This is a genomic window from Nonomuraea cavernae (genome assembly GCF_040655715.1).
GTDB lineage: Bacteria > Actinomycetota > Actinomycetes > Streptosporangiales > Streptosporangiaceae > Nonomuraea > Nonomuraea cavernae_A.
The window spans coordinates 17561-43631 of record NZ_JBFAKL010000011.1 but is presented as its reverse complement, the minus strand read 5'-3'; the positions used below and the strand labels follow the sequence as shown (position 1 = coordinate 43631).

Genomic DNA, 26071 nt, shown 5'->3' with positions numbered 1-26071 from the left:
CACCGCGGGAGAGATGAATGGAGTGGTTGGTCTCGCTGCTCGGAGCCGCGCTCATCATGGCCGCCCTACGAGACCTGTTCCACACGCTCTGGCATCCCACCCGTCACGGAGGCCTGAGCCGACTCGTCATGGCGGCGTTGTGGAACCTGGCCGGGCATCTCCGTGCGCGCAGGCGGGTGGTCGGGCTCGTCGGTCCGCTCGCCATGGTGACGGTGGTCGGCATGTGGGCCGTCACCATCATCCTGGGCTGGGCCATCGTCTACTGGCCTCACATGCCGGGGGCGTTCGCCTTCACACCTGGGTCCGGACTGTCGCAGGAGTCGGCACTGCTCGACTCCATCTACCTGTCGCTCGTCATGGTCGCGACCCTCGGGCTCGGGGACGTCGTGCCTGCCGAAGGCTGGCTCCGCGTGGCCTCGCCCCTGGAAGCTCTCATCGGCTTCGTCCTCTTGACGGCCACCGTCTCCTGGGTGCTGGAGATCTTCCCAACGCTGACCCGCCGACGGGTGCTCGCGATCCGGTTGGCGCTGCTGCACCGCACGGACCCGTCCGTGCGGCAGCTCGACTGCGGCGCGGGTGCGTCATTGCTGGAAAGCCTGGCCACCGAGGTGATACGTGTCCGTATCGACTTCACCCAGTACGCCGAGGGCTACTACTTCCATGACGGTGAGGACCACTCGTCCCTGGCGGCCACGATCGGCTATGCCACTCACCTCGCCCAGCTTGGGCAGGCAGCCGGACGGGCAGATGTGCGTCTGACGGCCGCCCTGCTCGCTGGTGCGTTGGAAGACCTCGCCACCATCCTTGATCAACGTTTCCTCCACACGAACGGGGCACCTGCGGAGGTGTTCGCCGCGTACGCGGCCGACCACGGTCGCGCGCCCACCGGGGCCTGAGCGGTGCGGTCAGCTGAATCTTGACCGCCGGTGGTCCTGAACGCGCGCTGCCGAGCAGTACAGGAGCCGGTGAGTGTGTGTCTGTTATCCGGGAAATGGGCAGGTAGAAATTCGTGATGCCACCCTTTCGATGCATTTCGCGCCCTAGCTGAGCGGCGCGGACGGCCAGGTGTCCGCCTGATCGAGGCTCTTGCCGAAGGTGCCGAGGAGCGGGTGGAAGGGCCTGAGAGCTGGGCGCCGGAGGTGGCCGGACGGTTCGGGTTGCCCGCGGCGGCGGGGCTGGGGCCAGCCACCTTCTACGCGGACCTGGCCATCCCACACGGGGGCCGCCGCGTGCGGGTCTGCACCGCGACCGCGTGCTTCGCGGCTCAAGCGGGCCGGCAGCTGCCTGCCGTCCAGGACGTGCTCGGTGTCATGGCCGATGACGGCCTTGATCGGGACGGGAGCGTCTCCTTGCGGACGGTCCGCTGCCTCGGTTACTGCTATGCGGGGCCCGCCTGCCTGGACGGGGCGACCCCCTGTGTCGGCCCGGACGTCGCCGACCAGGTGGCCGGACGGGTGCGGCCGCAGGCACCGCCGATCCCGGTGTCTGACGCCACCGGGGACACGGTCGTGCTGGCAGGGATCGTGGCAGGTGAAGCCGCGTGGCGGACCTGGGTGGAGATTGTCGGCCGGCGCTCGCCGGAGTGGGTGCGGTCGCGTGTCGGGGCCTCAGGATTGCGTGGCCGGGGCGGCGCGGGCTTTCCCGTGGCGGCCAAGTGGGCGGCGGCCGGCGGCTCTCCGGACACGGTGGTGATCGCCAACGGCGACGAGGGTGATCCCGGCTCGTACGCCGACCGGTTGCTGATGGAGCTCGATCCGGCGCGGGTGCTGGAAGGGCTGGCGCTGGCCTGCTTCGCCTGCGGGGCCCGCCGTGGTCTGATGCTGGTGCGTTCGGAGTATCCGCGGGCGCTGGCGGCGATGCGGCAGGCCGTGGAGCAGGCGCGCGCTGACGGACACCTGGGCCGAAGGGTGCACGGCAGCGACGTGGATCTGGATGTGGAGGTGGTGGCCGGCGCCGGTTCCTACGTCGCGGGCGAGGAGACGGCGCTGATCGCGGGGTTGGAAGGCGGCCGTGGCTGTGCGCGGGCGCGCCCGCCGTACCCGACGGACCAGGGGCTGTGGGGTGCGCCGACGGTGGTCAACAACGTCGAGACGCTGGCCGCGGTGCCGTGGATCGTCAGCCGCGGCGGCGGGGCCTACGCCCGCCGGGGCGTGCCCGGCGAGACCGGTACGAAGCTGGTCTGCCTGTCGGAGCGGTTCGCCCGGCCCGGCTGCTACGAGGTCGAGCTCGGCGTGCCGGTGCGGTGGATCGTCACCGAGTTGGGCGGCGGCCTGCGGGAGGGGGCCGAGCTCGGTGTGCTGCAGGTCGGCGGCCCGCTGGGTGGGTTCCTGGCAGAAGAGGATCTTGATGTGCCGCTCACGGAGGCGGGGCTGGCGGGTTACGGCGCCGCGCTGGGGCATGCCGGGTTGGTGGCCGTCGAGCAGCGGCTGGAGCCGCTGGACGTGCTGCGGCACGTGTGGGAGTTCGCCGCGGCGGAGAGCTGCGGCGCCTGCTCGCCATGCCGGGTCGGCTCCCGTCGCGGGCTGGAGCAGGCCAGGTCCGGCGTCCCGCCGGGTGACTCCTACACCCGCATGCTGAACGTCATGAGCGAGGCCAGCCTGTGTGCGTTCGGTCGCCGGCTGCCGCAGGCGGTGCGGAGCCTGGTCCGCGCCTACGGAGATCGTTTGCGGGGGTGGTGCGGATGAGGGTGACCGTGGAGGGCGCCGTCGTCGATCTCCCGGAAGAGGCTTCGGTGCTGCTGGCGCTACGCGCGGCGGGTGTCGACCTGCCCACGCTCTGCCATGACGAGCGGCTGACGCCCGTCGGCTCCTGCCGGGCCTGTCTGGTACGGCTCGACGGGCGAGTCGTCGCGGCCTGTGTGACCCCCGCGGTTGACGGCGCCCAGGTGAGTGTCGAGGAAGAAGACCTGCGCCGGTTGCGCCATGACGCCGTGGAGGTGATCGTCTCGGCGCTTCCGCCGCGGGCGCTGGAGGGGGATGGGGAGCTGGCTCGGGTATGCCGAGACCTGGGCATCGGGCCGGAAGCCGCTCAAGGCGGTGCCGGCAGGGGCGTGGACCACTCTCATCCGTTCGTTCATCTCGACCGGGATCTGTGCATCGCCTGCGGTCGCTGCGTGCGCATGTGCGCCGAGGTCCAGGGCACGTTCGCGCTCACGCTGGTGGGGCGCGGCTCGGAAACGGTGGTCGCGCCCGGCACCGGTGGCCCCTGGGCCGACTCGGATTGCGTCGCGTGCGGAGGCTGCGTGGACAGCTGCCCCACCGGCGCTCTCACCGAACCGGGGCTGCCGATCGGCACTCACCTGGCCACGTTCACCCGCACGCGTACCACCTGCGGATACTGCGGCGTCGGCTGCGCGCTCGACGTGCTGACCCGTGAGGGTGAGGTCGCCGCGGTGCGCCCGGCCGCGGACGGCCCGGTCAACCGGGGGCACGCGTGCGTCAAGGGCCGCTTCGCCCACGGGTTCCTGCGCTCTCCTGAGCGGATCACGCAGCCGCTGCTGCGCCGCCGTTCCGGCCTGGAGCCTGTGAGCTGGGACGAGGCGCTCGCCCACATCGCCCGCGGGCTGCGGGCCGCGGTGACCGAGGCGGGCCCTGACGCGGTGGCGGCGATCACCTCGGCCAGGGCCACCAACGAGGAGAACTACCTGATCCAGAAGTTCATGCGAGTCGTCATCGGCACCAACAACGTCGACAACTGCTCGCGACTGTGCCACTCCCCGTCCGCCGCCGGACTGACCGCCGCGTTCGGCCTGTCCGGCGGCACCGACGCCTTCGAGGACGTGGAGCGCGCCGACTGCCTGCTCGTGGTGGGCGCGAACCCCATCGAGGCGCACCCGGTCGTCGGGGCGCGGCTGCTCCAGCGGGTGCTGCACGGCACGCGGCTGGTCGTCATCGACCCTCGGGCCGTCGGGCTCGCGGGCTACGCCGACGTGCACCTGCGGCCCCGCCCGGGGACCAACGTCGCCCTGTTCAACGGACTCGCCCACGTGCTGCTCACGCACGGCCTGGTCGATGAGGAATTCCTGCGGCAGCGCGCCAGTGGGCTGCCGGAGGCGACCGCGGTACTCGCCGGCTACCCGCCCGACCGGGTGGCCTCGATCACCGGCGTGCCCGCCGAGGATCTGGTCGCGGCGGCGCGTCTGTACGGGATGGCCGAGCGGCCGGCCATCGTCTACGGGCTCGGCGTGACCGAGCACCTGCACGGCACCGACGGCGTTCGTACCCTTGCGAACCTGGCGATCCTGCGCGGCGCGGTCGGCGCCGGCCACGGGTTCGGCGTGAACCCCCTCAGAGGGCAGAACAACGTCCAGGGGGCCTCCGACATGGGCGCCCTGCCCGATCTGCTGCCCGGCTACGGCCGGATCACCGACCGCGTCGCGCGCGGGCGGGCCGAGCGGGTGTGGGGCACCCGGCTGCCCGACCACGACGGCCTGCGCATCCCGCGGATGTTCGCGGCGGCACGCTCAGGGGCCCTGCGGGTGCTGTGGATCATCGGGGAGGACGTGTGCGCCACCGACCCCGACACCAACCGGGTCGTCGAGGCGCTGGAATCCTGCCCACTGGTCATCAGCCAGGAGTTGTTCCTGTCCGAGACCGCCCGCCACGCCGACGTGGTCCTGCCCGCCGCGTCCTGGCTGGAGAAGGACGGCACCTTCGTCAACTTCGACCGGCGCTTCCAGCGCGTACGGCCCGCTCTGGCTCCGCCCGGCCAGGCACGCACGGACTTCGCCATCGTGCACGCGGTCGCCGCCGCCTACGGCGCCGGCCTGGGCTGCCCGACCCCCGCCGAGGCACTGGCCGAATGCGGCCGGGTGGCGCCGGTGTTCGCCGGGATATCGCACCAGCGGCTGGATCGCGAAGGCGCCATCCCCTGGCCGTGCCCCGATCCCGAACATCCCGGGGAGGCCAGGCTCTACCTGGACGGATTCGCCACGCCGGACGGGCTGGCGCGGCTGGCCGCCCGCCCCTACCTGCCGCCGGGTGAAAGCCCTGACGACGACTATCCCCTGATCCTGATCACCGGCCGCCGGTGGGCGCACTACAACTCCGGCAACATGACCAGGCGGTCCGGCACCATCGAGCTCGCGCCCTCGGATCACATCGACCTGCACCCCGCCGACGCCGCCCGTCATGCCGTGCACGACGGCGACCTGGTGCTGGTCGAAAGCCGGCACGGGCAGGCCACGCTTCCGGCACGGATCACCGAGGAGGTCGCGCCGGGCCAGCTCTTCTGTACCTTCCACTTCCCGTCCAGCCGGGCGAACGCCCTCACCTCCGAGCACGCCGACACCGTGACCTCATGCCCGGAGTACAAGGTCACCGCCGTACGCCTGCGCGGCGCGCAGGGCTGACCCGTCGGTTCACAGCCTGGCCAACATACGGCCGCGACTTCTCTCCCATCTTGCGCGCCAAGGAGGCGCCGGAGGAAGAGGTCGAGGCGCGACGCGACACCGTGCTGAACGATCTGGAGATGCTGCGGTGACGACGTGGGCTCCGATCGAATACACCGACGTGGCCGAGCTACGCGGACCTGTCATCGTCGTCCAGGGCACCCAGAACGTCGGCTGGGACGAGTACGCCACGATCACGCTGGAGTCGGGTGAGCGCAGGCACGGCCTCGTCCTGGACGTCGATCGCGATCTCGTCGTCGTCCAGGTCCTTGAGGGCACCGGAGGACTCAGGGCGGAGGCGACCCGGGTCACCTTCACGGGGAGCCCGCTGCGCATCCAGGTCGGGGCCGGATGGCAGGGACGCGTCTGCAACGGGCGCGGCCGGCCGCTGGACGGCGGCCCGCCGATCTTCGGCGACGACAGTGCCCCCGTGGCCGGCTTCCCGATGAATCCCACGGTGCGAGAACCTCCCGCCGAACCCGTGATCACCGGAGTCTCCGCCGTCGACGCGCTGACCACCTTGGTCCGCGGCCAGAAGATGGCCGTCTTCGCCGAAAGCGGCCTGCCCCACCTGGAGTTCGCCGCCCAGGTCGCAGCCCAGGCCCACACCGGTGGCGCGCCGTTCAGCGTGATCTTCGCCGCCATGGGACTGACCCATGGCGACGCGGGGACGGTGCGCGGCATCCTGGAGACGCGTTCGTCGGCCGCGGAGTTGACGGTGCTGCTCAACCTCGCCGGCGACCCCGTGATCGAACGGCTGCTCACGCCGCGGATAGCGCTGACCGTGGCCGAGCATCTGGCGTTCGTCCTGCGCCGTCACGTTCTCGTCGTGCTGGCCGACATGACGAGCTACTTCGGGGCGCTGCGCGAGGTGTCCACCGCTCGCGGCGAGATTCCGGCCCGCCGGGCCTATCCCGGTTACCTCTACAGTGACCTGGCCTCCATCTACGAGCGGTGCGGCCGTATCCGGGGACAGCCCGGCTCCGTCACCGTGCTGCCGGTGCTGAGCATGCCCGCCGGAGACATCACCCATCCCGTGCCCGACCTCACCGGATACATCACCGAAGGCCAGATTCTGCTGAGCCGCGAGGTGACCTCGTACCCGCACATCGATCCACTGTCGTCCCTCTCCCGGATGATGCGTGCGGGGGTCGGTGCGGGACGGACCCGGCCCGAGCATCTGGACCTGGCCGCGCAGATCCAGGCGGGGCTGTCCCGCGCCCGGCAGGCCGGCGAACTCGCCGACGTGGTGGGGGAGAGCGCGCTGAGCCCGGCCGACCGCCGCTACCTGGCCATGGCGGAGGCCTTCCGAACGCGCCTGCTGGCCCAGCGGCCCGACGAGGTTCGCCCCGTGGAGGAGACGTCCGAACGGGCCTGGCAGGTGGTCTCCGTGCTGGATGAGATGGAGCGAGCTGACATCGATCGCGCGCGCCGTAGCAGCGGCCGGTGACGCGGCCGACCACGCCGGATGCTCAAAATGGCGCGCGCAAGGACTCCAGCAGGCGCGACAGCGCCGCCAGCGTGGCGGTCAGGTCGCCGGGGGTGGCGGTCTGGGCCAGCCACAGGGCCGCTTCGTTCATCGCTCCCGACAGCAGCCGGGTCAGCGGCGCGATCGGCTGGTCGGGGATCGTCCCGTTCGCGACGAGGTCGGCGAGCGCTTCGGCCAGGTGTTCGGCCGAGGCGTCCTCGTCCATCGCCCGCCAGTCGTTCCAGCCGAGCACCGCCGGCCCGTCGATCAACATGATCCGCTGGATCTCCGGATCGGCGCCCGCGGTCACGAAGGCCGCGCACCCGGCCTTGAACCGGCCCCACGGATCTCCCGCCGCCTCGGCCGCCGCGACGACCCGCGCCGCCACCTCCTGCTGGACCTGTTCGAGGACGGCGCGGAAGAGGTCGGCCTTGCCCTCGAAATGGTGGTAGAGCGCTCCTTTGGTCACTCCGGACTCGCGCACGATCTCCGCCAGACCCACCGCCGCGTAGCCCTTGGCGGCGAACAGGCGCCTGCTCTCGGCGACCAGTGTCCGTCTGGTGCGCTCCCTCTGCTCCGCTCTGGTCACCACATCACCCACTTTGACATACCAATGGTACGCGAACTAGCATACCGTCGCATACCGCTGGTATGTGAAAGGAAGGGGATCGTCATGGACCTGAGCAGCTTCTATCCGGTGATCTGCACGGCCAAGGTGGCCGAATCAAAGGACTTCTACGTGCGGCTGTTCGCCTTCGAGGTGACGTTCGAAGCCGACTGGTACGTGAGCCTGCGCCGCGGCTCCCACGAGCTGGCGCTGCTCGACCACACTCATCCGACCCTGCCGCAGGCCTACCGGCGGCCGGTCGCGGGACTGCTGCTCAACGTCGAGGTGGCCGACGTCGACGCCGAGTGGGAGCGCCTGGTCGTCGGCGAAGGGCTGGTCCCGGAGCTGCCGCTGCGCGACGAGGACTTCGGCCAGCGGCACTTCATCGTGCCGGACCCCAACGGCGTGCTGATCGACGTCATCACGCCGATCGCCCCGTCCGAGGAGTACGCCGCGCAGTACACGCCCGTCTGACGGCGAGCAGGCGATCAGGGCCGCGGATCGTCGGCCACGGGGCTGCGAAGGACATCCGTGGCATCAACCGATCGGTGGATTCTTGGGTCAGCCGCATACCGGGAGGATCGTGGCTGACGGGCCGATTCGCCTGAGAGCCGGGCGGAAGATGCTTGAGCCATGGCAGTCATCGAGGTCACCGACCTTCGCAAGCGGTACAGAGAGCTGACGGTTCTGGACGGGATGTCGTTCTCCGTGGAGGAGGGCGAGATCTTCGGCATCCTCGGGCCCAACGGCGCCGGCAAGACCACCGCCGTGGAATGTGTGGAGGGGCTGCGGCGGCCTGATGCCGGGTCGGTCAGAGTGCTGGGGCTGGATCCGGTCAAGGATGGGCGGGAACTGCGGGAGCGGATCGGGGTGCAGCTCCAGCACACGCAGTTGCCGGAGAACATCAAGGTGTGGGAGGCGCTGGACCTCTATGCCTCCTTCTACGCCAGGCCGCGCGACTGGAGGCAGTTGCTGGAGGAGTGGGGGCTGGCCGACAAGCGCGACGCCCGCTTCGGGAAGTTGTCGGGTGGCCAGAAGCAGCGGTTGTTCATCGCCCTGGCGCTGGTCGGCGATCCGCGGGTGGCCTTTCTCGACGAGCTGACCACGGGGCTCGACCCGCAGGCCCGCCGTACGACCTGGGAGCTGATCAAGCGGGTCCGGGAGAGCGGCGTGACGGTGGTGCTGGTCAGCCATTTCATGGACGAGGTGGAGGAGCTCTGCGACCGGGTCGCCGTCTTCGACAGTGGCCGGGTCGTCGCGATCGACACCCCGGACGGGTTGATCGGCGGGGGCGACGCCGAGCATCACATGAGGTTCACGCTGGTGAGCGGCGACCTGGTCGAGCTGGGCGAGCTGCCCGGCGTGACCGGGGTGAGCAGGACCGGAAACCGGGTGGTCGTCACCGGCCGGGGCGATTTCGCCACGGCCGTCACCGCGTCGCTCGCCCGGCACCACATCCTGGTCAGCGATCTGCGCATCGACAAGCGCACTCTCGACGACGCCTTCGTCGCTCTCACCGGCCGTTCGTTCGGCTCCACAAACTGACCCGGCCGTTCGTTCGGCTCCACACACTGACGGAGACAATCATGACCAAGCTGACCGTCGTCGAACTGAAGCTGCTGACCAGGGAGCCGGGGGCGATGTTCTCGCTGCTCATCCCGCTGTTCATCCTGGTGGTCTTCGGGAGCTCCCTCGAACCGGGTGACACCGTGCTGCTGCCGATGGCGCTGGCCATCGCCGTGGGGCTCGTGGGGCTCTACCTGCTGCCCACCACTCTGGCCACCTATCGCGAGCGGGGCATCCTGCGCCGGCTCTCAGCCACCCCGGTGCGTCCGGCGAGCATGCTGGTCGTGCAGTTGCTCCTGCAGCTCGTCCTCGCGGTGCTCGCCTGTGGCCTGCTGATGACCGTCGCGGGCACGGTGCTGGGGGCTCACCTGCCCTCCCGGGGGCTGCTGGTCGCGGTGGTGTTCCTGCTCGGCACGGCGGCGATGTTCGCCATCGGGCTGCTCATCGCGGCTCTGGCTCCGAACGGGCGGACCGCCAACGGGTGGGGTGTCCTGTTGTACTTTCCGATGGCCTTCCTCGCCGGGCTGATGCAGCCAAAGGAGCAGATGCCGGTTATCTTGGCCAGTGTCGGCGAATTCACCCCTATGGGCGCTTTCCGGCAGAGCCTGCAGGACGTCTGGGCGGGTGGCGCCCCCGATCCGCTGCTCTTGGCGGTGATGGCAGCGTACGCGCTGGTCATCAGCATCGCCGCGGCCAGATTCTTCCGCTGGGAGTGAAGTATGACGGGGCAGCTCGACCGGTGGGAACGGCTTCTGGAACGCCAGCTGGCGGCCGCTCCGTACGTCCTGCTGGTGATCTCCACGGCGTTGTTCCTCCTCACGGACGGCTGGTCGTGGGAGCCCGTCGCTCTGGCCGGGATGGCCGCCGCCTGGATCTGGCTGGTGCCGCGAGGCGCGGTCTACGTGGCCGGGCTCGTGGTGGTGATCGGAGTGCTCTGTACGCAGGGGGTATGGTTCGCCACTTTCTTCGGGTTCACCGGCTACCTGCACTCGTGGCAGTACCTGAAGGGGAAGTGGCGGTTCGCCGGGGTGACCGCCACGGCGGCGATCAGTGTCATGACCTACAACGGCGGGCCGCCGGACCTGACCCTGTCCGGGATCCTCACCAATCTGCTCTTCATCGCCGCCATCGTGGCCGGGGTCGGCCTGTTCAGCTTCGTCGGTGAGATCACGGCCGCGCGCAGCGACGAGCGGACGCGGATGGTGGCGCAGCTCGAGGAGACGATGCGGGAGAACGCCGGTCTCCATGCCCAGTTGCTGCTCCAGGCGCGGGAGGCGGGCGTGCTGGACGAGCGCCAGCGCATGGCGGGGGAGATCCACGACACCCTGGCGCAGGGCCTGACCGGCATCATCACCCAACTCCAGGCGGCGAAGCGGGCCGACGACTGGCGGCGGCACGTGGACAACGCCGTACGGCTGGCGCGGGAGAGCCTGGCCGAGGCCCGGCGCTCCGTTCACGCGGTCGGGCCGGGCGAGCTGGAGGCGGCGCCGCTGCCCGAGGCGCTGCGCGAGGTCGTGGCCCGGTGGGGCGAGCTCAACGCGGTGCGGGCCGACTTCACCACGACTGGTACGGTCCGTCCCATACATCCCGAGGTGGAGGAGACCTTGCTCCGCACGGCGCAGGAGGCCCTGGCCAACGCGGCCAAGCACGCGGGCCCGTCGCGGGTCGGGCTGACCCTGTCGTACATGGAGGATGTGGTCACCCTGGACGTGCGCGACGACGGCGCCGGATTCGACCCCGAGCGTGTCCATGACGGCGGCGGCTTCGGGTTGACGTCGATGCGCAAGCGGGTGAGCCGCCTGGCGGGCACGCTGGAGATCGAGTCAGAACCGGGCGGCGGGACCGCCATCTCCGCCAGTGTTCCGGCGGTGGCGCGTGGCTGAACGTCCGATCAGGCTGCTGATCGCCGACGACCATCCCATCGTCCGCGACGGCATCCGCGGCATGTTCGCCGGCGACCCGGGCTTCGAGGTGCTCGCCGAAGCAAGCGACGGCGCGCAGGCCGTCGACCTGGCGCGGGCACTCGACCCGGACGTGATCCTGATGGATCTCCGCATGCCGAACATGGACGGCGTCAGGGCCATCAAGGAACTCGCCCGGCTCGGGATCGCGGCCCGAGTCCTGGTCCTCACCACGTACGACACCGACAAGGACGTCCTGCCCGCCGTCGAGGCGGGGGCCACCGGCTACCTCCTCAAGGACACCCAGCGCGACGAGCTCGTCCGGGCCGTCCGTACGGCGGCGCGGGGCGAGGCCGTGCTCTCCCCGTCGGTCGCGACCCGCCTGCTCGGGCAGGTGCGCGCGCCGGCTGAGCCGCTGAGCGCGCGGGAGCTGGAGATCCTGGACCTCGTCGCCCAGGGCACCACCAACCGCGAAGTGGCCGCACGGCTGTTCATCAGCGAGGCCACGGTCAAGTCGCACCTGCTGCACATCTACACGAAACTCGGCGTCAACGATCGCGCGGCGGCCGTCGCCGTCGCCTTCCGGCGCGGGCTGCTCGACCTGGAGCGTGACTGACCGGGTAGGGCGCCACGCGATCCCGCGGCAGCCCGCTCGGGCGTCGTCCGGATGAGCGGCGAGTCCGAGGTCGACGCCATAGATCCACGGGCTTGTCCGCATCTAAGCGGATGAGACCCGAGGAGAACCTTGTGCACCCCGATCAGCATCGAGATTTCACCGAGTTCGTCGCCACCCGCTCCGACAGTCTGATCAGGCTCGCCTACGTCCTGACCAACGACCAGCACACCGCCGAGGACCTGCTGCAGACGGCGCTGACCAAGACCGCCGCGCACTGGCGGCGGATCCGCGACAGCCCGGAGGCGTACGTGCGCCGGGTCATGTACCGCGAACAGGTCGGTCGCTGGCGAAGTCCGCGCTGGGGCCGGGAACGCGTGGTCCAGACGCCCCCCGAACGCGTCGCGCATGACCGGACCGGTGAGGTCGACACGCGCCTCACCCTGGCCCAGGCGCTGCGTTCGCTGCCCGCGCGTAAGCGGGCGGTCCTGGTGTTGCGCTACTACGAGGACCTCCCGGAGTCCGAGGTCGCCAAGATCATGGGCTGCTCGGTGGGGACCGTGCGCAGCCAGACCCACCAAGCCGTCGCCCGGTTGCGCCAGCTGGTCGGCGAGACCATCACCCTGGAGGCCTGAGATGACCGTCGACGAACAGCGGATCGCCAGAGAGTTGCGACTGATGGCCGAGGAGGCGGGACCCGTGGACGCGCTCGCCTACGTCAGGCGGGCACGGGCCGGCTTGATCCGGCGACGGCGCCTGTCGTGGTCGCTCGCCGGACTCGTGGCGGCCGCCTCGGTGGTCGCGGTACTGGTCACGGGCGCCTTCGGCGGACCCGGCGGGCACACGGCGGCGGGAGTGGCGACGTTGCCGGACAACACCCCCGAGCAACTGCGGGCCGTCCGTGAGTGCATGCCGAAGGGGGGGCCGGTCCACAGCATGGACGGCGAGCGGCGCATCTCCGAGCACGGCGCCGTGCAGGACTTCCGGCTGCTGGCGGAGTACCGGGACAAGGGCGGGTCGACCGCTCTGATCGGCAGCGAGTCCGGCTTCGTCCTTTGTACGCCGACCACGCAGCCCGAGTTCGCGGAGCTTGCGGTATTCACCTACTGGGGATTCAAGGCCCCGGGGAATCTGCCGGACATCTCAGGCGATCTCCGGGTGGACGCCTACACCTCGCACACGCATAGGTACGCTGTGGGGCCGGAACGGCTCCAGAGGAATGAGAACTACCGGGTCGTGGCCGGCCGGGTGACCGCCGAGGTGCGCCGGGTCGAGATCGACTGGGCGGACGGGAGGCGAACGGACGCGCGGGTGACCAACGGGTTCTTCATCGCCCGGGTGCCCGGGAAGTCGGCCCCGGATCCACTCGGACGCGAGGACGCGCTGGGCGAGCCGCTCATGATCTTGGACTCGCCACCGGTCACGGTGACCGCGTACGGCACGCGAGGCGAGGTCCTACGGCAGGAGAAGGACGTGGCCTACGGCCCGTTGGGACGCCAGGAGTGACGAGCCGCCTGGGCCGGGCCGATGTGCTGACAGCGCCGCTGGGCCGGGCCGATGTGCTGACAGTGCCGTCTGGGTGAGCCGGCGCCGACAGTGCAGCTGGGCCGGGCCGATGGCTCCGGCGGGACGCCTCGCCACCCGGCTCGTTGTCGGTGAGGGCGTCTACGGTGAGTGGGCACCGGAGTCATCGCGAACAAGGGGAGACCATGACCACCCTCGAGAACCGCCCGAACACCGCACTGCTCGTGGTCGACGTGCAGAACGCCGTCGTCGAGGGCGCTCACGGGCGCGACGCGGTCGTCGCGAACATTGGCGGCCTGGTCGAGACGGCGCGGCGCGAAGGGATCCCGGTCGTCTGGGTGCAGCACAACGACGAGGAGTTCGTGCGGGGGAGCGACGAGTGGCGGATCGTTCCCGAGTTGGCTCCGGGCGACGCCGAACCGCTCGTCGAGAAGTCCTACGGCGACTCCTTCGAGGGCACCACCCTTGAGACCGTGCTGTCGGATCTCGGGGTCGGCCGGCTCGTCGTCGTCGGCGCGGAGACCGATGTGTGCGTCCGCTCGACGCTGCATGGCGCGTTCACCAGGGGATACGACGCGATCCTGGTCGGCGACGCGCACACGGCCCAGGACAAGACGGCCTGGGGGGCGCCTCCGGTGGAGCAGGTCATCGCGCACACCAACCTCTACTGGCGTTTCCAGGCGGCGCCGGGGCGGACGGCCGGGACGGTCGAGACCAAGGAAGTCGACTTCGGCGGCACGTCCTGACCGCTGTGCCACACGGCCGGCGGCAACGGCCGCGCCTCGGTCACGCGGTAGCGGCCGCCCCTCAGGCGCACTCGGGCCCGGACCCGCACGTTGACCTCAACCTGGGTTGATGTCGCACGCTGTGACCATGGAGAGCTTCGAGATCGGCGTCATCCTGCCCGGGATCGCCGTCCAGCGCCGGGACGGCATCGACCTGGGAAAGGCCGCTCGGCATGCCGAAGACGCCGGGCTGGACGGTGTGTGGCACGGCGACCATCTGGCAGTCGGCGGGCCGGTGCTGGACGTGTCGATCGCCCTGGCCACCGCCGCCGCGGCCACCGGCCGGGTCAGGATCGGCACCAGCGTGTTCGTTCCCGCGATCAGGCCCGTCGCCTGGGTCGCCAAGCAGATCGCGACCCTGCAGTACGTGTCCCGCGACCGCCTCGTGCTGGGAGTGGGCTCGGGTGGCGGGCCCGCGCAGTGGGCCGCCGCCGGAGTGCCCTACGGTGAGCGCGGCGGGCGCACCGACACCGCTCTTGAGCTGCTTCCCCGATTGCTGACGGGCGAAGAGACCCGGCTGCGGGACGAGCCGGGGGAGCCGGTCGTCGAGCTGGCGCCCGCCGTGGCGATGCCGCCGGTGTGGGTGGGCAACGCCTCCGGCGTGGCGATCCGGCGGGCGGCGCGGCTGGGCGACGGCTGGTTCCCCTCCCTGATCTCCCCCGCCGAGGTCGCCAAGGGCGGGGCGCGGCTCGCCGAGCTGGCCGTCGAGCACGGCCGGCCCGTGCCGGTCATCGCGATCGGAGGTGCCGGCGCTCTGGGAGCCGGGCCAGGTCTTCCGTCCCGGGAGGAGATCGCCTCGGGCATCGCGAGTGCCTATGGTCGCCCGCTGGAGGAGGTCGCCGAGATCCCGCTCACCGGCCATCCGGAGAAGGCAGCCGAGAGGCTGGCCGCCTATTGCGACGCCGGGGCGCGGCACGCGGTCATCGGGATCTCGGGCGGTGACTGGCGGGCTCAGGTCGATCTGCTGGCGGAGGTCCGGAGCCTGCTCCGCCGGTCGACCTGAGCGCTTCACCGGGGGACCACCACCCCCGGCGCCCTGTTCGCCGCCGTCCGGGAAGGTGCGGTCCGGGACCGCGCGGCAGGGGTGTGACTCACGGCGCCTGGAGCTCCGGCTCGCCCCAGGACTCGACGACGACCTCGTCGCCGAGGGCGAGCTTGCCGGGCCGTACGACGGAGAGTTTCACGCCGAACGCGACTCCGCCGCCTGGTGTGCGGCGATAGGTGGCGAGGGTGCGGATGGGCTCTGGCCCCGCCTTGCCGCCGCTTTCCTGGTCGACCATGGTGACGGCGCATCGGATGGCGAGCTTGGCGTAGCCGAGCGCGGTGTCGCCGACGCGCAACCGCCGGACCGCGTCCTCCCGGTGCGGTCGCGTCCATCCGTCGATCACGATGTTGGGACGGAAGCGGGCCATCGGCAGCGCCGCGTCGCCGTCGGGAAGCCGCTGGTTGAGCAGGGCGAGGGTGGCCTCGGAGACGAGGTGCACCGCGCCGCTGTCGGCGTAGCCGGGCCTGCCCGGGATCCAGCCGCCGGTCACCCGATCGTGCTCGGGCGGCACCCGTACCAGCCTGCTCGGTGCGCCCAGCACGTCGGACAGCCACTCGGCCGCGGCCCGCCCCTGGTCGATCCCCTGGTACGGGTCGCCGAACATCAGCACGTCGCGCCGGGCGCCACGCACGTCCACCTCGACGGTCAGCGCCTCGAAGCCCGGCGCCCGGAGCGTGAGCCGGTCGCCGTCGATCGTGGGGCGGATGGTGGCGAGTCGCGGATCGCGTCGCTGGCTGCGGAACACGCCGTCCTCGCCGACCACCATGAAGCTGCGGTCGTGCGCGAGGCCGGCCGCCGTCACGAGCGTCTCGGTCACCGAGATGCCGGCGCATCCCTTGACGGGATAGGAGATCAGGTCGGTGACGACGGCCGTCGCTCCACCTGGCAGGTCGGGGTGCATGGCTTGCACATTAGAGACCGAACCGGCGCCGGAACCAGGAACCGAGGCGAAATCTGACGTGAACTCGTCAGGTTCGGACCCTTCGTGAATTCACGGGGACCGCGACAGGGCCAGCTCCACCAGATCGGCCACGGCCCCGTCCGCGCAGGCGCCGACGACCACGTCGGCCGCCGCCCGGACGTCGGGGTGGCCGTCCCCGACCGCGACCCCGAGCCCGGCGGTGGTGATCATGTCGAGGTCGTTGGGGTTGTCGCCGATGGCCGCGATCTGCGCCAGCGGCACGCCTCGGGACGCGGCCAGTTCGAGCAGCGCCGCGCCCTTGGTCGCGCCCGGGGGCAGCACTTCCAGGTACGTGGCCTCGGACTGGACGATGGTCGTGTCCGGAATGTCCAGGCTTGGGAGGAGGGCTCCGATCAGCATGCACTTGGTGATCCCGCCGGGCGGCAGGCTGGACCAGTCGCCCGGATGCCGCAGCCGGATCCCGTCCCGCTCGGCGAACCGCCGCAGTTCGGGCACGTCGTGCGTCGCCAGGGCCTCCCCACCGGAGAACGCCACCGGATGGACGCCGCGTGGAAGATCGTCGAACAGGCCGAGCAGTGACTTCCAGGCGGCCGGGGGCAGGTGGTGCGAGCGCGTCACGGATCCGGTGCCGAGGTCGACGGTCCGGGCGCCGTTGTAGAGGATCGCCTCCCCGGAAAGGCCCAGCTCGTCGTAGAAGGGACGGGCCGACGCCTCCATCCGTCCGGTCGCGATGAACACCTCTCCACCCGAGGCCAGGAAGCGGCGCAGCGCCTCGCGGCTGGCCGGCACCATGGCCAGGTCGCGCCCGACGAGGGTGCCGTCCAGGTCGGTGACGATCCAGCGGATCACGAGGCGCTCCGTACCGTGGCGACCTCGGCCATCACGGACCCCGCGAGGTCGAAACCGCCCACGCAGGCCAGATAGCCGCCGGGCGTGAAGACGCTGCCGGACAGCGGGATGTAGACGCCCCCCGCCTGCTCGACCAGCAGCGAACCGGCCGCCACGTCCCAGGGGTTGACGTACGTGCCGTACGCGACGTCGGACCAGCCGGCCGCGACGTGCGCCAGTTTCAGCGCCGCGCTCCCCGGACGGCGGGTGCTGGCGAAGGCGTTGACCATCCGGCCGAACCTGCGCAGGGCCGCGTCGCCCTCCGCGGCGAGATCGCGCGGGGTGGGATAGCTCGACAGCAGCACCGCCTCCCGGTCCGCGCGCGCGCCGCGGCTGTGGATCGGCTCCCCGTTGCAGAAGGCGCCGTCGAGCGAGGCGGTGAACTCGTCGTCGCGGACGGGGTCGTAGATGACGCCGGCCACCACCGCGCCGTCCACCGCCACCCCGATCGAGGTGCAGAAGAACGGCAGACCGGCGGCGAAGTTCGCGGTGCCGTCGATGGGGTCGACGTACCAGCGGAGGTCGCCCTCGCCTCGCACTCCGTCCTCCTCTCCCTCCACCACGCTGCCGGGGCACAGGCGGGTCAGGACCTCCCGGATGCGCTCCTCGGCCGCCTTGTCGTGCTCGGTCACCGGGTCGTGGAAGTCGCGCTTGGTCTGGACCGCCGGTCTGGAGCGGAAGGCGCCCCTCAGCAGGTCGCCGACCGATCTGGCCGCTTCGGACGCGATGGCCGCCAGCTCACGCGAGCCGCTCAGGTCCATGTCTCCTCCAGGAGGTTCAGAAGGCCGCGCGGATCCTCGACGGTCGCCTGAGGGCTCTGCCGTACCTTGTAAGGGATCTTGTCCGTACTCCGGGAGACCATCAGAATCGTGGCTCCCACCTGGGCGCCGGCACAAGACCTCGGTCGCCCTGGTCAAGCTCGTCGCCAAGCCGGCCGGCAAGGTCGGCTACCAGGTCGTCAGGACACTGACCCTGCCCGCGTCGTTCACCCTGCCGAACGGCCAGACCTGGACCCCGTGCATGGAGCCCGACGAGCTCGCGCAGGTCGAGGGCATGGTCGTGGACCAGCAGACCGACGTGCTCTACGCCGCCCAGGAGGACGTCGGCATCTGGCGGATGCGCGCCGACCTCACGGGCACGCCGGTGCTCTTCGACAAGGTCCGCGAGTTCGGCGTGCCCGGCACGTACGACCCCGAGACCGAGGAGTGCACGCCCGGAGCCGACCCCGGCTACGGCGGCCGGCGCCTGACGGCCGACGCCGAGGGCCTCACCATCTACTACCGAGACGACCGCAAGGGCTACCTGCTCGCCTCCAGCCAGGGTGACAACACCTTCGCCGTCTACCGCAAGGAGGGCGCCAACGCCTACCTCGGCCAGTTCCGCGTCGGGGAGCTCGACGGCGTCGACGGTGTCGAGCACAGCGACGGCTCGACCGTGCTGAACGTGCCGTTGGGCGACTTCGACGAAGGGGTGTTCATCGCGCACGACGGCGAGAACACTCCCGCCGTGGCCGACCGGGAGAACACGAACTTCAAGTTCACCAAGTGGGACGCCATCGCCGGCGAGCTGGACCTGGACGTGGACACAGACGGCTGGGACCCCCGCGACTGACCCGTGACGGGACGCTCGGCGGAGAACACCCCGCCGAGCGTTCCGGGTCACGAGGTGGCGGGCACCTGACCGGCCCCGGCCAGCCGGTCGCGCCGCTCCAGGCGCCGGACGGCTCCCGCCGAGGCCAGGCCGGCCACGGCGAGCAGCGCCCATGGCAGGCCGGGCCAGCCGGAGCCGCGGGCCACGTCCACCAGGGCGCCGGCCACCAGGTTGCCGGCCAGGATGCCCACCCCGGACAGCAGGTTGTAGAGCCCGTAGTAGGTGCCGACCAGCCGGTCTCCCGCCATGTCGGCGATCAGCGCCATCTCGAAGGGGAAGGCCATCAGGGTGCCCATCGTGAGCAGGACCGCGCATCCGGCCACGGGCGCCATGGCCCACGGGGCGGGCAGGGGCAGGTGCGCCGCCAGCGCCATCGGCAGGAACGCCAGCCCCATGAGCCCCAGGCCACGCGTGATCGCCTGGCCCCTGGTCCAGCGGGCGGCGCACCACGCGGTCAGGCGTACCTGCCCGGCGATGCCGAGCAGCGCCGAGATCACGTAGAGCGCCGTCACGCCCCACTCGCCGCCGCCGACGCGCTGCACCTCCAGCGGCAGCCCGAGGTACATCTGGTACGACAGCCCGTAAGAGGCGATCATCGCCGCCGCGAAGGAGACGAACGCCCGGTCGCCGAACGCCTGCCGCCAGTCCCGCGACACCGGCTGCCCGGCCGCCACGCCGCGCCCGCCGGGTAGATACCTCCACTGGAGCACGGTCAGCGCCGCGAAGATCGCTGCGGCGGACAGGCACACGGCGGTGAAACCGGTGCCCAGGAGGAGCACGCCGACGATCGGGCCGAGCAGGATGCCGCCCTGGTAGAACGCGCTGAACACGGCGAACGCGGCCACCTTGCGCTCCCCGGCCTCGCGGGCCAGGCAGGCGCGGGCCGCCGGGTTGAACAGCGCCCCGGCCAGGCCCGTCAGCACCGCCGCGAGGATGAGCACGGGCAGCGAGGTCGTCAGCCCGAACAGCGCGAAGCCGACCGTGCGCAGCGCGCAGCCCGCCATGATCATCGGCTTGGGCCCGAGCCGGTCCGACAGGGTGCCGCCGACCAGGAACATGCCCTGCTGGCTGAGGTTGCGCAGCCCCAGGACGAGCCCGATCGCCCACGTCGCCAGGCCCGCGCCCGAGGCCAGATGCTGGGCGAGATACGGCATCAGCATGTAGAAGCCGAGGTTGATGCCGACCTGGTTGATCTGCAGCACCTGGACGGACCGGTCGAAGGAGCGAAACTCCCGCAGCGTGCTCAGCACCCTCCCGCCTCCAGCGGGTCGACCACGTTGACGCAGCGGGTCCAGCGGCGCGCCTCGCGCTCGGTGGGCGTCTCCATCAGGTCGGGCTCGTCCTCGGGCACGGTACCGAGCAGGGAGTTGGCCCGGCAGTAGTCGTCGTCGTAGATCGTGTTCCAGTATCTCCACGGACCGTCGGGGAAGACGGCCACGATCTGCCGGTCGGCCGGGCCGGTGCGGGCCAGCCAGCCGGCCACGAGCGCGACCGCGCCGGTGCTCCAGCCGCCGGAGACGTACTGCCGGGCGGCCAGGGCGCGGCAGGTGTGCACGGCCTCGCCCGCGTTGACCCAGTGCACCTCGTCGAAGGCGTCGTAGGCGACGTTGCGCGGGTAGATGCTGCTGCCGAGGCCGCGCATCAGCCGCGGCCGGGCCGGCTGGCCGAAGATGGTCGAGCCGACCGTGTCGACGCCCACCAGCTTCAGGTGCGGAAAGTGCTGGTAGAGCACCTGGGAGATGCCCGCGCTGTGTCCGCCGGTGCCGACCGAGCAGACCAGCACGTCGATCCGCGCGAGCCGGCCGAGCAGTTCGTGGGCCAGCCCGGCGTAGGCGCCGACGTTGTCGGGGTTGTGATACTGGTCGGGGCAGTAGGCGTCGGGGAGCTGGCTCATCAGCTCCGCCACGCGCAGCCGGCGGGCCTCCTGCCAGCCGCCCACCGGGTGCGGCCGGGGCACCGTTTCCAGCTGCGCGCCGTACGACGCCAGCAGCCGGCACATGAGCGGCTCCATGCCGGGGTCGGTCACCAGGACCACCCGGTGGCCGAAGACGATGCCGGCCAGGGCCAGGCCGAGCCCGAGGGTGCCGCTGGTGGACTCGACGATCGTGCCGCCCGGTTTGAGCTCGCCCCGGGCGCGGGCCTGGCGGATCATGTGCAGGGCCGGGCGGTCCTTGATGCCGCCCGGGTTGAACCCTTCCAGCTTGGCCCAGAAGCCCCGGCCTTCCTGGGCGTCGGGTTCGCGGATGTGGGTCAGCGGTGTGTTGCCGACGGTGAGGCCGAGTGACGGATACGTGGCGCGGGGCGCCTGTGCCGTCGAGTAGCGCGGTGTCATTGGTGCAGTCCCCGATGTGGTTGACGGAACCCGGAATCCGGTCTCCCGTCGTGAACATGGCCGATGATGTGCCGCCTGCGTTTTATCGCGAAGGCGGCATATTTCCGGCTATATGCGCATCACACGAGAATCTGGCGGAATTGTCGGTGATTGATGGGAGTGCCGGTGCCGTGAGCGCGCATTCAGGTGTACGGCGACAGCGGAATGGACCGTCAAGCTGTCCAGCGTGCCCGGCATATCCGGATCAGGGATCATGGAGGGCGCGACGTCGGGCTCCGCTCCATGGCGGTGCTCCGAGGGCAACTGGCCGTGCGAGCAGGAGTCTCCTCGCGGGCCGTCGGCCGTGGACGGGTCCGCCGCGTGCTGGGCGTGCCCGGCCTCCGAGATGATCAGCGCCGCGCACGCTCCGCCGTGCGTGAACAGCGCGCAGGTCAGCAGGGACAGGGCGATCAGCGCATTCCCGAGTGCCCGGACGAAGGAGCCGGCCGAGTGCCGGAAATACGATGATCGTGTGGCGAACACGTCCAGGATGATGCCCGGCGGCGAGCGGGAGGCGCGTCCCGAGGATAAAGAACTTCGCCAAGAAAAGACACACTCACCTCTTAATCATCATATTTCCGGATGAAATGATGCATTTCGTTATTTGGTGGCGGTGCTTGGGAGGACGCCACGCCCGGAGCCTGCCGATTGCCCCGGATCAGCGGGCCGTTGTGACCACACTGAAAAGCCCCCTCGCGATGCCCGCCCGGCCGTACGCCGCCGATCCGTTGGGAGACTCGATGACCCTGTCCAGGCGCGCGATGGTGACCGGAGCCGGCGCGCTGCTCGCCCTCGGCCCCTCGGGCAGGCGGGCCACCGCCACCGCCGTCGCCGGGCCGCCGCGCCTTCCGGTCGCCGATCCCGAGCTGGTGGCCCGCGACGAGGCCGTGTGGCGGGAGGTGGCGGCGAGGTTCCGGGTGAGCGCGGAGTTCGTCAACCTGGAGAACGGCTACTACGGGATCATGCCCGAGCCGGTGCGACACGCCTACCTCCGCAACGTCGACCGGCTGAACGAGGAGAACTCCCACCTCCTGCGCACCACGTACAAGAGCGAGGCCGACCAGATCAGGCGGCGCATCGCCACCATGCTGGGCGTCACGGCGGAGGAGATCGCGCTGACCCGCGGCGGCACCGAGGCCCTGCAGAACCTGATCGCCGGTTATCGCGGGCTGCGGCCCGGCGACGCGGTGATGTACGCCGACCTCGACTACCACAGCACGCAGTACGCGATGAACTGGCTGGCCGGGCGCCACGGGGCGACGGTCGAGAGGTTCGCCATCCCCGAGCCGGCGACCCGGCAGGCCGTGCTGGACGCCTACGAGCGGGCCCTGCGCGACCATCCGAAGGTCAGGCTGCTGCTGCTGTCGCACATGAACAACCGCACCGGCCTCGTCACGCCGGTCAAGGAGATCGTCACGATGGCCCGTGGCCACGGCGTCGACGTCATCGTCGACGCCGCCCACTCCTGGGGGCACCTCGACTTCACCATCGCCGATCTGGACGCCGAGTTCGCCGGATTCTCGCTGCACAAGTGGATGGGCGTCCCCCTGGGGGCCGGATTCCTCTACATCCGCAAGGACCGCCTGGCCGACGTCGACTCCGTCTTCGCCGACGAGACGTACCCGGTCACCGACATCCGCTCCCGGGTCCACTCCGGCACCATGAACGTCGCCCCGATCCTCACCGTCCCCACGGCCCTCGACTTCCACGACGCCCTGGGCGCCCAGGTCAAGCAGGCCCGCCTGCGCTACCTGCGCGACCGCTGGGTGCACCAGGTGCTGGACCTCCCCGGCCTGGAGATCCTCACGCCCGAGGACCCGTCGATGTACGGCACCATCACCGCGTTCCGGCTGCGCGGGCGCACCAGCGAGGCCGACAACGTGGCCATCGCCGACCAGCTGATGAGCCGTTACCGCGTCTTCACCGTCCGGCGCGGCGGTGTGACCAGGGGAGACTGCGTCCGGGTGACTCCGGCGCTGTTCACCTCCGCGGAACAGGTGGACCGGCTCGTCGTGGCGTTGCGCGACGTGGCCGTCCGCATGTCGGTGAGGTAGCGCTCGACCCTGAATCCGCTCCGGGAGAGTGGGTCAGGCTTCGCCTCGGCGGGTATGACGAACGGGTGCAAAAGGGACGATAATCAGAGAACGGGACGGGTAACCGTACTGCGGGCCTGCTCCACCGTCGTCACCGGCCAACGAACACCGCGGTCGACGAGAGGAGACCGAGATGAAGGCAGCGATTGGAGACCGGCTGGTCGTCGAGGGCACCTACCACGACGAGCACCGGCGCGTAGGCGTGATCACGGAGCTGCGTCACCCTGACGGATCTCCGCCGTACGTGGTGCACTGGCTGGACACCGGCCACGAGACCCTTGTGTTCCCGGGGCCCGACGCCCACCTGATGACCAAGGAAGACCGGGAGTCGACACTCCCGTCCTGGTGAGCCCCGCCCGCGCGACGAGGGCGGCCACCTCGGCCTGACCGCGCCTCGCCACCCGGTGGCGAGGCGCGAGGTCGTGGTGCACACCGTCGGCCCGGCTCGACGAGCCTCGCGCGCGTCCTGGTGACCGCGGCCGACCCGGTCAACGCCGGTGCGGCTGCTCGAACGTCTCCCTGCTGAGGAAGACGAGACGGGCCCGCTTCCCGGGCAGGTCGATCTCGGGGCCGGGCTCGAAGCCGGCCCGCACCAGGCGGGCGATCGCCTTGTCGTTGCGCGCGTCGGGTTCGGCCACGATCCGCCTGCGGCTCGGGTCGGCGAGCACGTACGTGAGGAACGCGGTCAGCAGGGCGCCGGTGAAACCGGGCTCCGGCTCCCCCACGACCGGCCCGATCATCAGGTGGATGCCGTAGTCGCCGGGCCGCACCTCGTAGCACTCGCCGACCGGGTCGAACTCGGGGTCGTAGCTCTGGAAGAGCGCCACCGGCCGGTCGTCCCGGTGCAGCAGGAAGGCGTGATGGCTGTCGAGCGTGCCCACGAACTCGTACAACTCCAGCACCCGCTCACGGGTGGCGTCGAGCATGCCCCAGAACCTGGCCCGTTCCTGGGTGACCCAGGGATAGATCACGTCGAGGTCGGCCGCCGGGTCCAGCGGGACGACCCGGACCGTGCCGAAGCCGTCGATCACCTGCTCGTGCACGGCCTCACGGGTGGGGAAGTCAGGGGTCATGCCGCTCCTCGGTGAGTCGGTTCCAGTCGGTGATCACGGGCACGAGCTCCCCGCGCAGCCACAGCGGTAGCTGATCGCGGTCGTGGGCGTCGCCGGGCACGCCGGAGGCGCCGGACGGGACCACCCACAGGCTGTCGTCGCGCCTCGCCAGGTCCCAGACGTAGCGCGCCGCCGGCCCGCGCGCGAAGTGATCGGTGAGCCCCGGAACACTGGACGTGGCCAGCACGCAGTCGTGGTCGCCGCCCGCTCCGTGCCACTCGTCGGACGCCGGGCCGGGCAGTGCCCGCCAGGGCGCGAGCCGGTGCGCCTCGCCCCACGCCACCCACGTCCCTCCGGCCGCCGCCACCTCCTCGACGGCCGCCCGGACCAGCTCGGCCTGGTCGAGGCCGGGCAGCCGGTCGGTGGTCAGCAAGGTCTCCATCGCGTACGCCACCCTCGGGAGCAGCGCGAGCCACGGCAGAAAGATCTCGGGGCACGGCGCGGGCTCGGCCAGGGCGGCCAGCGCCGGGTGGGCCGCCAGCCGGCGGACCACGGCCGAACGCACCGCCGCGTAGGCCGTGACGTCGGTGCGGGCGGCGTCCATGCGCCTGTCCCAGCTGAGCAGCCGGTCACGCAGGCGCGCGGCCTCGGGGGTGAGGCCGTCGAGCATGGCCAGCAGGTCCAGCAGGGAAGCGGCGGAGGCCAGGAAGGTGTCGGTGTGGACGGCCGCCATGTCCCCGGCGGACCAGGCCGGGGCCGCCTCCAGCAGCTCGCGGATCCGGCCGGCGCGGTGCGGCGGCGCGAACTCGACGCCCAGGGGCTCCGACGGGCCCCGCTCGTTCGCCATCACCGCGAGGCCGCCGACCGGCGCGCGGGGCATCGGGTCGTGCCAGCCCCGCCACTCGTGCTCCCGATCCCAGGCCGGGACGACGCGCGTGCCGTTCGCCGGGTGCCGGATCGGCACCGCGCCCGCCACGCGGTGCAGCAGGCCGCCGTGCGTGTCGGCGGCCAGCACGACGTTGACGGGTTCGGCCCACCGGTCGAACGCCCGGTCCACGTCGTCCACGGTCCTGGCCCGCAGCAGCCTGGGCAACGCCTCGAACCCCAGATCAGCCCGTACCCGGGGCGGATACCGCAGACTGACCGCCGCCTCCTGACCCCCGCCCTGGTCCGACGCGCCCTGGTCCGACGCGACCCATTCCAGCGGGGGTCCGTCCAGCGCGGGTCCGTCCAGCGCGGGTCCGTCCAGCGCGGCGCCGTTCGAGGTCGCGCCGTCAGCGGCCCACGCGAAACCGCCGGTGAGGATGACCGGGCCGCGGGCGGTCTCGATCACCTCGACCTCGACCGGGTCCCGGCCGGCCACCTCGACGCTCTCCAGGTGAGCCGAGGCCGGCTCCCAGCCGCCGGGGCCGTACGCCTCGACCACCTCACCCCGGCGGCGGAGCCGTTCGCGGTAGAGGTCCTGGTAGTCGGCCATGGCGTTGGTGATCGCCCAGGCGACGGTGCCGGTGTGCCCGAAGTGGGCGATGCCGGGGACCCCGGGCACGGCCAGCCCCACCACGTCGTACTCGGGGCAGGACAGGTGGATCTGCTGGTAGATGCCCGGCTCCTCGATGAACCGGTGGGGGTCGCCGGCCAGGAGGGCGGCCCCGGAGGCGGTGCGGTCGCCGGGCACGAGCCAGCCGTTGCTCCCGGAGGTGCCGGGCCCGTCGGTGGCGAAGAGCCCGATCGCGTCCGCGCCGAGCCGCTGGGCGACCGCCTCGCGCCACAGCTTCGCGGGGAACCCGGCGAACAGGATGTGGTGCGACAGCCACACGGCCAGCGGGGTCCAGGGCTCCCACCGGCCGGGAGCGAGGCCGGTCGCGGCGAACTCCGGCGCCCGAGACGACCCGTCGCCGAGACCGGCGTTGACCCCGTCGACGTAGCTCCGCACCCAGGCGGCGGTGTCGTCGTCGAGGGCGTGGTAGCAGCGGCGGGCGGTGTCGTCGAGGCGGACCTGCCGGGCGAAGCGGTCCCAGCCGACGGCGTCGGGGCCGAGGAAGGCGGCGGTGGCGCCGGTCGAGCGGTGCCGTTCGACCTCGATCTGCCAGGCCCGGTCCAGGGCGGCGTCGCGCCCCTGGGCGTGGGCGAGCTCCCGGGAGTCGCCGGCGCGGAGGTGCGGGATGCCCCAGGAGTCCCGGAAGACCTCGATGCTCAC

At 71.4% G+C, this 26071-nt stretch carries 25 protein-coding genes and 1 pseudogene; 17 read left to right on the top strand and 9 right to left on the bottom strand.

Annotation, left to right across the window (positions count from 1 at the left end):
* The first annotated feature begins 17 nt into the window (after nt 1-17).
* The 5 genes and pseudogenes from AB0I38_RS18060 (at nt 18) to AB0I38_RS18045 (ending at nt 6839) form a co-directional block, all read left to right on the top strand.
* Nucleotides 18-896, top strand: a complete 879-nt coding sequence (locus AB0I38_RS18060) for a potassium channel family protein (protein ID WP_358468655.1) — start codon at nt 18-20, stop codon at nt 894-896.
* 174 nt (nt 897-1070) lie between these two features.
* Nucleotides 1071-1385 (top strand): annotated as a pseudogene (locus tag AB0I38_RS40400) (NAD(P)H-dependent oxidoreductase subunit E); the annotation flags it as partial.
* A 57-nt stretch (nt 1386-1442) separates the two neighbouring features.
* Nucleotides 1443-2684: an NADH-ubiquinone oxidoreductase-F iron-sulfur binding region domain-containing protein gene (locus tag AB0I38_RS18055; protein ID WP_436838756.1), complete on the top strand. Its 1242-nt coding sequence runs from the start codon at nt 1443-1445 to the stop codon at nt 2682-2684.
* The gene (gene fdhF, locus AB0I38_RS18050; protein ID WP_358468652.1) at nt 2681-5350 is read left to right on the top strand and encodes a formate dehydrogenase subunit alpha; all 2670 of its coding nucleotides are present in this window, start codon (nt 2681-2683) and stop codon (nt 5348-5350) included. The genes AB0I38_RS18055 and fdhF overlap by 4 nt, the downstream gene beginning before the upstream one ends.
* Before the next feature lie 127 nt (nt 5351-5477).
* Nucleotides 5478-6839, top strand: coding sequence for a V-type ATP synthase subunit B (locus AB0I38_RS18045; protein ID WP_358468649.1), 1362 nt, complete (start codon nt 5478-5480; stop codon nt 6837-6839).
* Nucleotides 6840-6861: 22 nt separating this feature from the next.
* Here AB0I38_RS18045 and AB0I38_RS18040 read toward each other — a convergent pair whose 3' ends face one another.
* Complete coding sequence (locus AB0I38_RS18040; RefSeq protein ID WP_358469174.1) at nt 6862-7446, bottom strand: TetR/AcrR family transcriptional regulator; 585 nt, start codon at nt 7444-7446, stop codon at nt 6862-6864.
* Between the two features lie 84 nt (nt 7447-7530).
* On the opposite strand from AB0I38_RS18040, the gene AB0I38_RS18035 reads away from it, so the two are divergent.
* The 9 genes from AB0I38_RS18035 (at nt 7531) to AB0I38_RS17995 (ending at nt 14856) form a co-directional block, all read left to right on the top strand.
* Nucleotides 7531-7938 carry a VOC family protein gene (locus AB0I38_RS18035; protein ID WP_358468646.1) on the top strand — a complete coding sequence of 136 codons (408 nt, stop codon included), beginning with the start codon at nt 7531-7533 and terminating at the stop codon, nt 7936-7938.
* A 159-nt stretch (nt 7939-8097) separates the two neighbouring features.
* The gene (locus AB0I38_RS18030) at nt 8098-9009 is read left to right on the top strand and encodes an ABC transporter ATP-binding protein (RefSeq protein WP_358468643.1); all 912 of its coding nucleotides are present in this window, start codon (nt 8098-8100) and stop codon (nt 9007-9009) included.
* A gap of 41 nt (nt 9010-9050) precedes the next feature.
* Nucleotides 9051-9746 (top strand): ABC transporter permease, encoded by a 696-nt coding sequence (locus AB0I38_RS18025; protein ID WP_358468640.1) that lies wholly within the window; start codon nt 9051-9053, stop codon nt 9744-9746.
* A gap of 3 nt (nt 9747-9749) precedes the next feature.
* Nucleotides 9750-10913 carry a sensor histidine kinase gene (locus AB0I38_RS18020; protein WP_358468637.1) on the top strand — a complete coding sequence of 388 codons (1164 nt, stop codon included), beginning with the start codon at nt 9750-9752 and terminating at the stop codon, nt 10911-10913.
* Nucleotides 10906-11547 (top strand): response regulator transcription factor, encoded by a 642-nt coding sequence (locus AB0I38_RS18015; RefSeq protein WP_358468635.1) that lies wholly within the window; start codon nt 10906-10908, stop codon nt 11545-11547. The genes AB0I38_RS18020 and AB0I38_RS18015 overlap by 8 nt, the downstream gene beginning before the upstream one ends.
* 131 nt (nt 11548-11678) lie before the next feature.
* On the top strand, nt 11679-12179 hold the full coding sequence (locus AB0I38_RS18010; RefSeq protein WP_358468633.1) for a SigE family RNA polymerase sigma factor: 501 nt from the start codon (nt 11679-11681) through the stop codon (nt 12177-12179).
* A gap of 1 nt (nt 12180) precedes the next feature.
* The gene (locus tag AB0I38_RS18005; protein ID WP_358468631.1) at nt 12181-13050 is read left to right on the top strand and encodes a hypothetical protein; all 870 of its coding nucleotides are present in this window, start codon (nt 12181-12183) and stop codon (nt 13048-13050) included.
* A gap of 203 nt (nt 13051-13253) precedes the next feature.
* Nucleotides 13254-13814 carry a cysteine hydrolase family protein gene (locus tag AB0I38_RS18000; RefSeq protein ID WP_358468627.1) on the top strand — a complete coding sequence of 187 codons (561 nt, stop codon included), beginning with the start codon at nt 13254-13256 and terminating at the stop codon, nt 13812-13814.
* 109 nt (nt 13815-13923) lie between these two features.
* Nucleotides 13924-14856, top strand: a complete 933-nt coding sequence (locus tag AB0I38_RS17995; protein WP_358468625.1) for an LLM class flavin-dependent oxidoreductase — start codon at nt 13924-13926, stop codon at nt 14854-14856.
* An 88-nt stretch (nt 14857-14944) separates the two neighbouring features.
* On the opposite strand, the gene AB0I38_RS17990 is transcribed toward AB0I38_RS17995, so the two are convergent.
* The 3 genes from AB0I38_RS17990 to AB0I38_RS17980 form a co-directional block, all read right to left on the bottom strand.
* Entirely contained in the window at nt 14945-15799 is an 855-nt protein-coding gene (locus AB0I38_RS17990) for an MOSC domain-containing protein (protein WP_358468622.1), read from the bottom strand.
* Between the two features lie 90 nt (nt 15800-15889).
* Nucleotides 15890-16669, bottom strand: coding sequence for an HAD family hydrolase (locus AB0I38_RS17985; protein ID WP_358468619.1), 780 nt, complete (start codon nt 16667-16669; stop codon nt 15890-15892).
* Complete coding sequence (locus AB0I38_RS17980) at nt 16666-17469, bottom strand: inositol monophosphatase family protein (RefSeq protein WP_358468616.1); 804 nt, start codon at nt 17467-17469, stop codon at nt 16666-16668. Before AB0I38_RS17980 ends, AB0I38_RS17985 begins: the two co-directional genes overlap by 4 nt.
* A 259-nt stretch (nt 17470-17728) precedes the next feature.
* Between AB0I38_RS17980 and AB0I38_RS17975 the strand changes: the two genes are divergently transcribed.
* Complete coding sequence (locus AB0I38_RS17975) at nt 17729-18319, top strand: phytase (protein WP_358468613.1); 591 nt, start codon at nt 17729-17731, stop codon at nt 18317-18319.
* 47 nt (nt 18320-18366) lie between these two features.
* On the opposite strand, the gene AB0I38_RS17970 is transcribed toward AB0I38_RS17975, so the two are convergent.
* From AB0I38_RS17970 to AB0I38_RS17960, 3 genes are all read right to left on the bottom strand, one after another.
* The gene (locus AB0I38_RS17970; RefSeq protein ID WP_358468610.1) at nt 18367-19608 is read right to left on the bottom strand and encodes an MFS transporter; all 1242 of its coding nucleotides are present in this window, start codon (nt 19606-19608) and stop codon (nt 18367-18369) included.
* On the bottom strand, nt 19602-20690 hold the full coding sequence (locus AB0I38_RS17965) for a PLP-dependent cysteine synthase family protein (protein WP_358468607.1): 1089 nt from the start codon (nt 20688-20690) through the stop codon (nt 19602-19604). Before AB0I38_RS17965 ends, AB0I38_RS17970 begins: the two co-directional genes overlap by 7 nt.
* Before the next feature lie 108 nt (nt 20691-20798).
* Nucleotides 20799-21212, bottom strand: a complete 414-nt coding sequence (locus AB0I38_RS17960; RefSeq protein ID WP_358468604.1) for a hypothetical protein — start codon at nt 21210-21212, stop codon at nt 20799-20801.
* A gap of 257 nt (nt 21213-21469) precedes the next feature.
* Between AB0I38_RS17960 and AB0I38_RS17955 the strand changes: the two genes are divergently transcribed.
* Both AB0I38_RS17955 and AB0I38_RS17950 read left to right on the top strand, forming a co-directional pair.
* Nucleotides 21470-22783: an aminotransferase class V-fold PLP-dependent enzyme gene (locus AB0I38_RS17955; protein WP_358468601.1), complete on the top strand. Its 1314-nt coding sequence runs from the start codon at nt 21470-21472 to the stop codon at nt 22781-22783.
* A 172-nt stretch (nt 22784-22955) separates the two neighbouring features.
* Entirely contained in the window at nt 22956-23171 is a 216-nt protein-coding gene (locus tag AB0I38_RS17950; RefSeq protein ID WP_189122456.1) for a DUF1918 domain-containing protein, read from the top strand.
* Between the two features lie 139 nt (nt 23172-23310).
* Here the strand turns inward: AB0I38_RS17950 and AB0I38_RS17945 are convergent, their stop codons facing one another.
* Both AB0I38_RS17945 and AB0I38_RS17940 read right to left on the bottom strand, forming a co-directional pair.
* Entirely contained in the window at nt 23311-23895 is a 585-nt protein-coding gene (locus AB0I38_RS17945) for a GNAT family N-acetyltransferase (protein WP_358468598.1), read from the bottom strand.
* A complete protein-coding gene (locus tag AB0I38_RS17940; protein WP_358468595.1) occupies nt 23885-26071 on the bottom strand; it encodes a penicillin acylase family protein in 2187 nt (728 codons plus the stop codon). The genes AB0I38_RS17945 and AB0I38_RS17940 overlap by 11 nt, the downstream gene beginning before the upstream one ends.

Excerpts from the sequence above, each read along its gene's own strand:
- AB0I38_RS18000 (WP_358468627.1), top strand. The coding sequence starts at position 13,254 with ATGACCACCCTCGAGAACCGCCCGAACACCGCACTGCTCGTGGTCGAC.
- AB0I38_RS18030 (WP_358468643.1), top strand. The coding sequence starts at position 8,098 with ATGGCAGTCATCGAGGTCACCGACCTTCGCAAGCGGTACAGAGAGCTG.
- AB0I38_RS18060 (WP_358468655.1), top strand. The coding sequence starts at position 18 with ATGGAGTGGTTGGTCTCGCTGCTCGGAGCCGCGCTCATCATGGCCGCC.
- AB0I38_RS17980 (WP_358468616.1), bottom strand. The coding sequence starts at position 17,469 with ATGGACCTGAGCGGCTCGCGTGAGCTGGCGGCCATCGCGTCCGAAGCG.
- AB0I38_RS18035 (WP_358468646.1), top strand. The coding sequence starts at position 7,531 with ATGGACCTGAGCAGCTTCTATCCGGTGATCTGCACGGCCAAGGTGGCC.
- AB0I38_RS18025 (WP_358468640.1), top strand. The coding sequence starts at position 9,051 with ATGACCAAGCTGACCGTCGTCGAACTGAAGCTGCTGACCAGGGAGCCG.
- AB0I38_RS18005 (WP_358468631.1), top strand. The coding sequence starts at position 12,181 with ATGACCGTCGACGAACAGCGGATCGCCAGAGAGTTGCGACTGATGGCC.
- AB0I38_RS17955 (WP_358468601.1), top strand. The coding sequence starts at position 21,470 with ATGACCCTGTCCAGGCGCGCGATGGTGACCGGAGCCGGCGCGCTGCTC.
- fdhF (WP_358468652.1), top strand. The coding sequence starts at position 2,681 with ATGAGGGTGACCGTGGAGGGCGCCGTCGTCGATCTCCCGGAAGAGGCT.
- AB0I38_RS17975 (WP_358468613.1), top strand. The coding sequence starts at position 17,729 with ATGGAGCCCGACGAGCTCGCGCAGGTCGAGGGCATGGTCGTGGACCAG.
- AB0I38_RS17945 (WP_358468598.1), bottom strand. The coding sequence starts at position 23,895 with ATGACCCCTGACTTCCCCACCCGTGAGGCCGTGCACGAGCAGGTGATC.
- AB0I38_RS17990 (WP_358468622.1), bottom strand. The coding sequence starts at position 15,799 with ATGCACCCCGACCTGCCAGGTGGAGCGACGGCCGTCGTCACCGACCTG.
- AB0I38_RS17995 (WP_358468625.1), top strand. The coding sequence starts at position 13,924 with ATGTCGCACGCTGTGACCATGGAGAGCTTCGAGATCGGCGTCATCCTG.
- AB0I38_RS18020 (WP_358468637.1), top strand. The coding sequence starts at position 9,750 with ATGACGGGGCAGCTCGACCGGTGGGAACGGCTTCTGGAACGCCAGCTG.
- AB0I38_RS17950 (WP_189122456.1), top strand. The coding sequence starts at position 22,956 with ATGAAGGCAGCGATTGGAGACCGGCTGGTCGTCGAGGGCACCTACCAC.
- AB0I38_RS17965 (WP_358468607.1), bottom strand. The coding sequence starts at position 20,690 with ATGACACCGCGCTACTCGACGGCACAGGCGCCCCGCGCCACGTATCCG.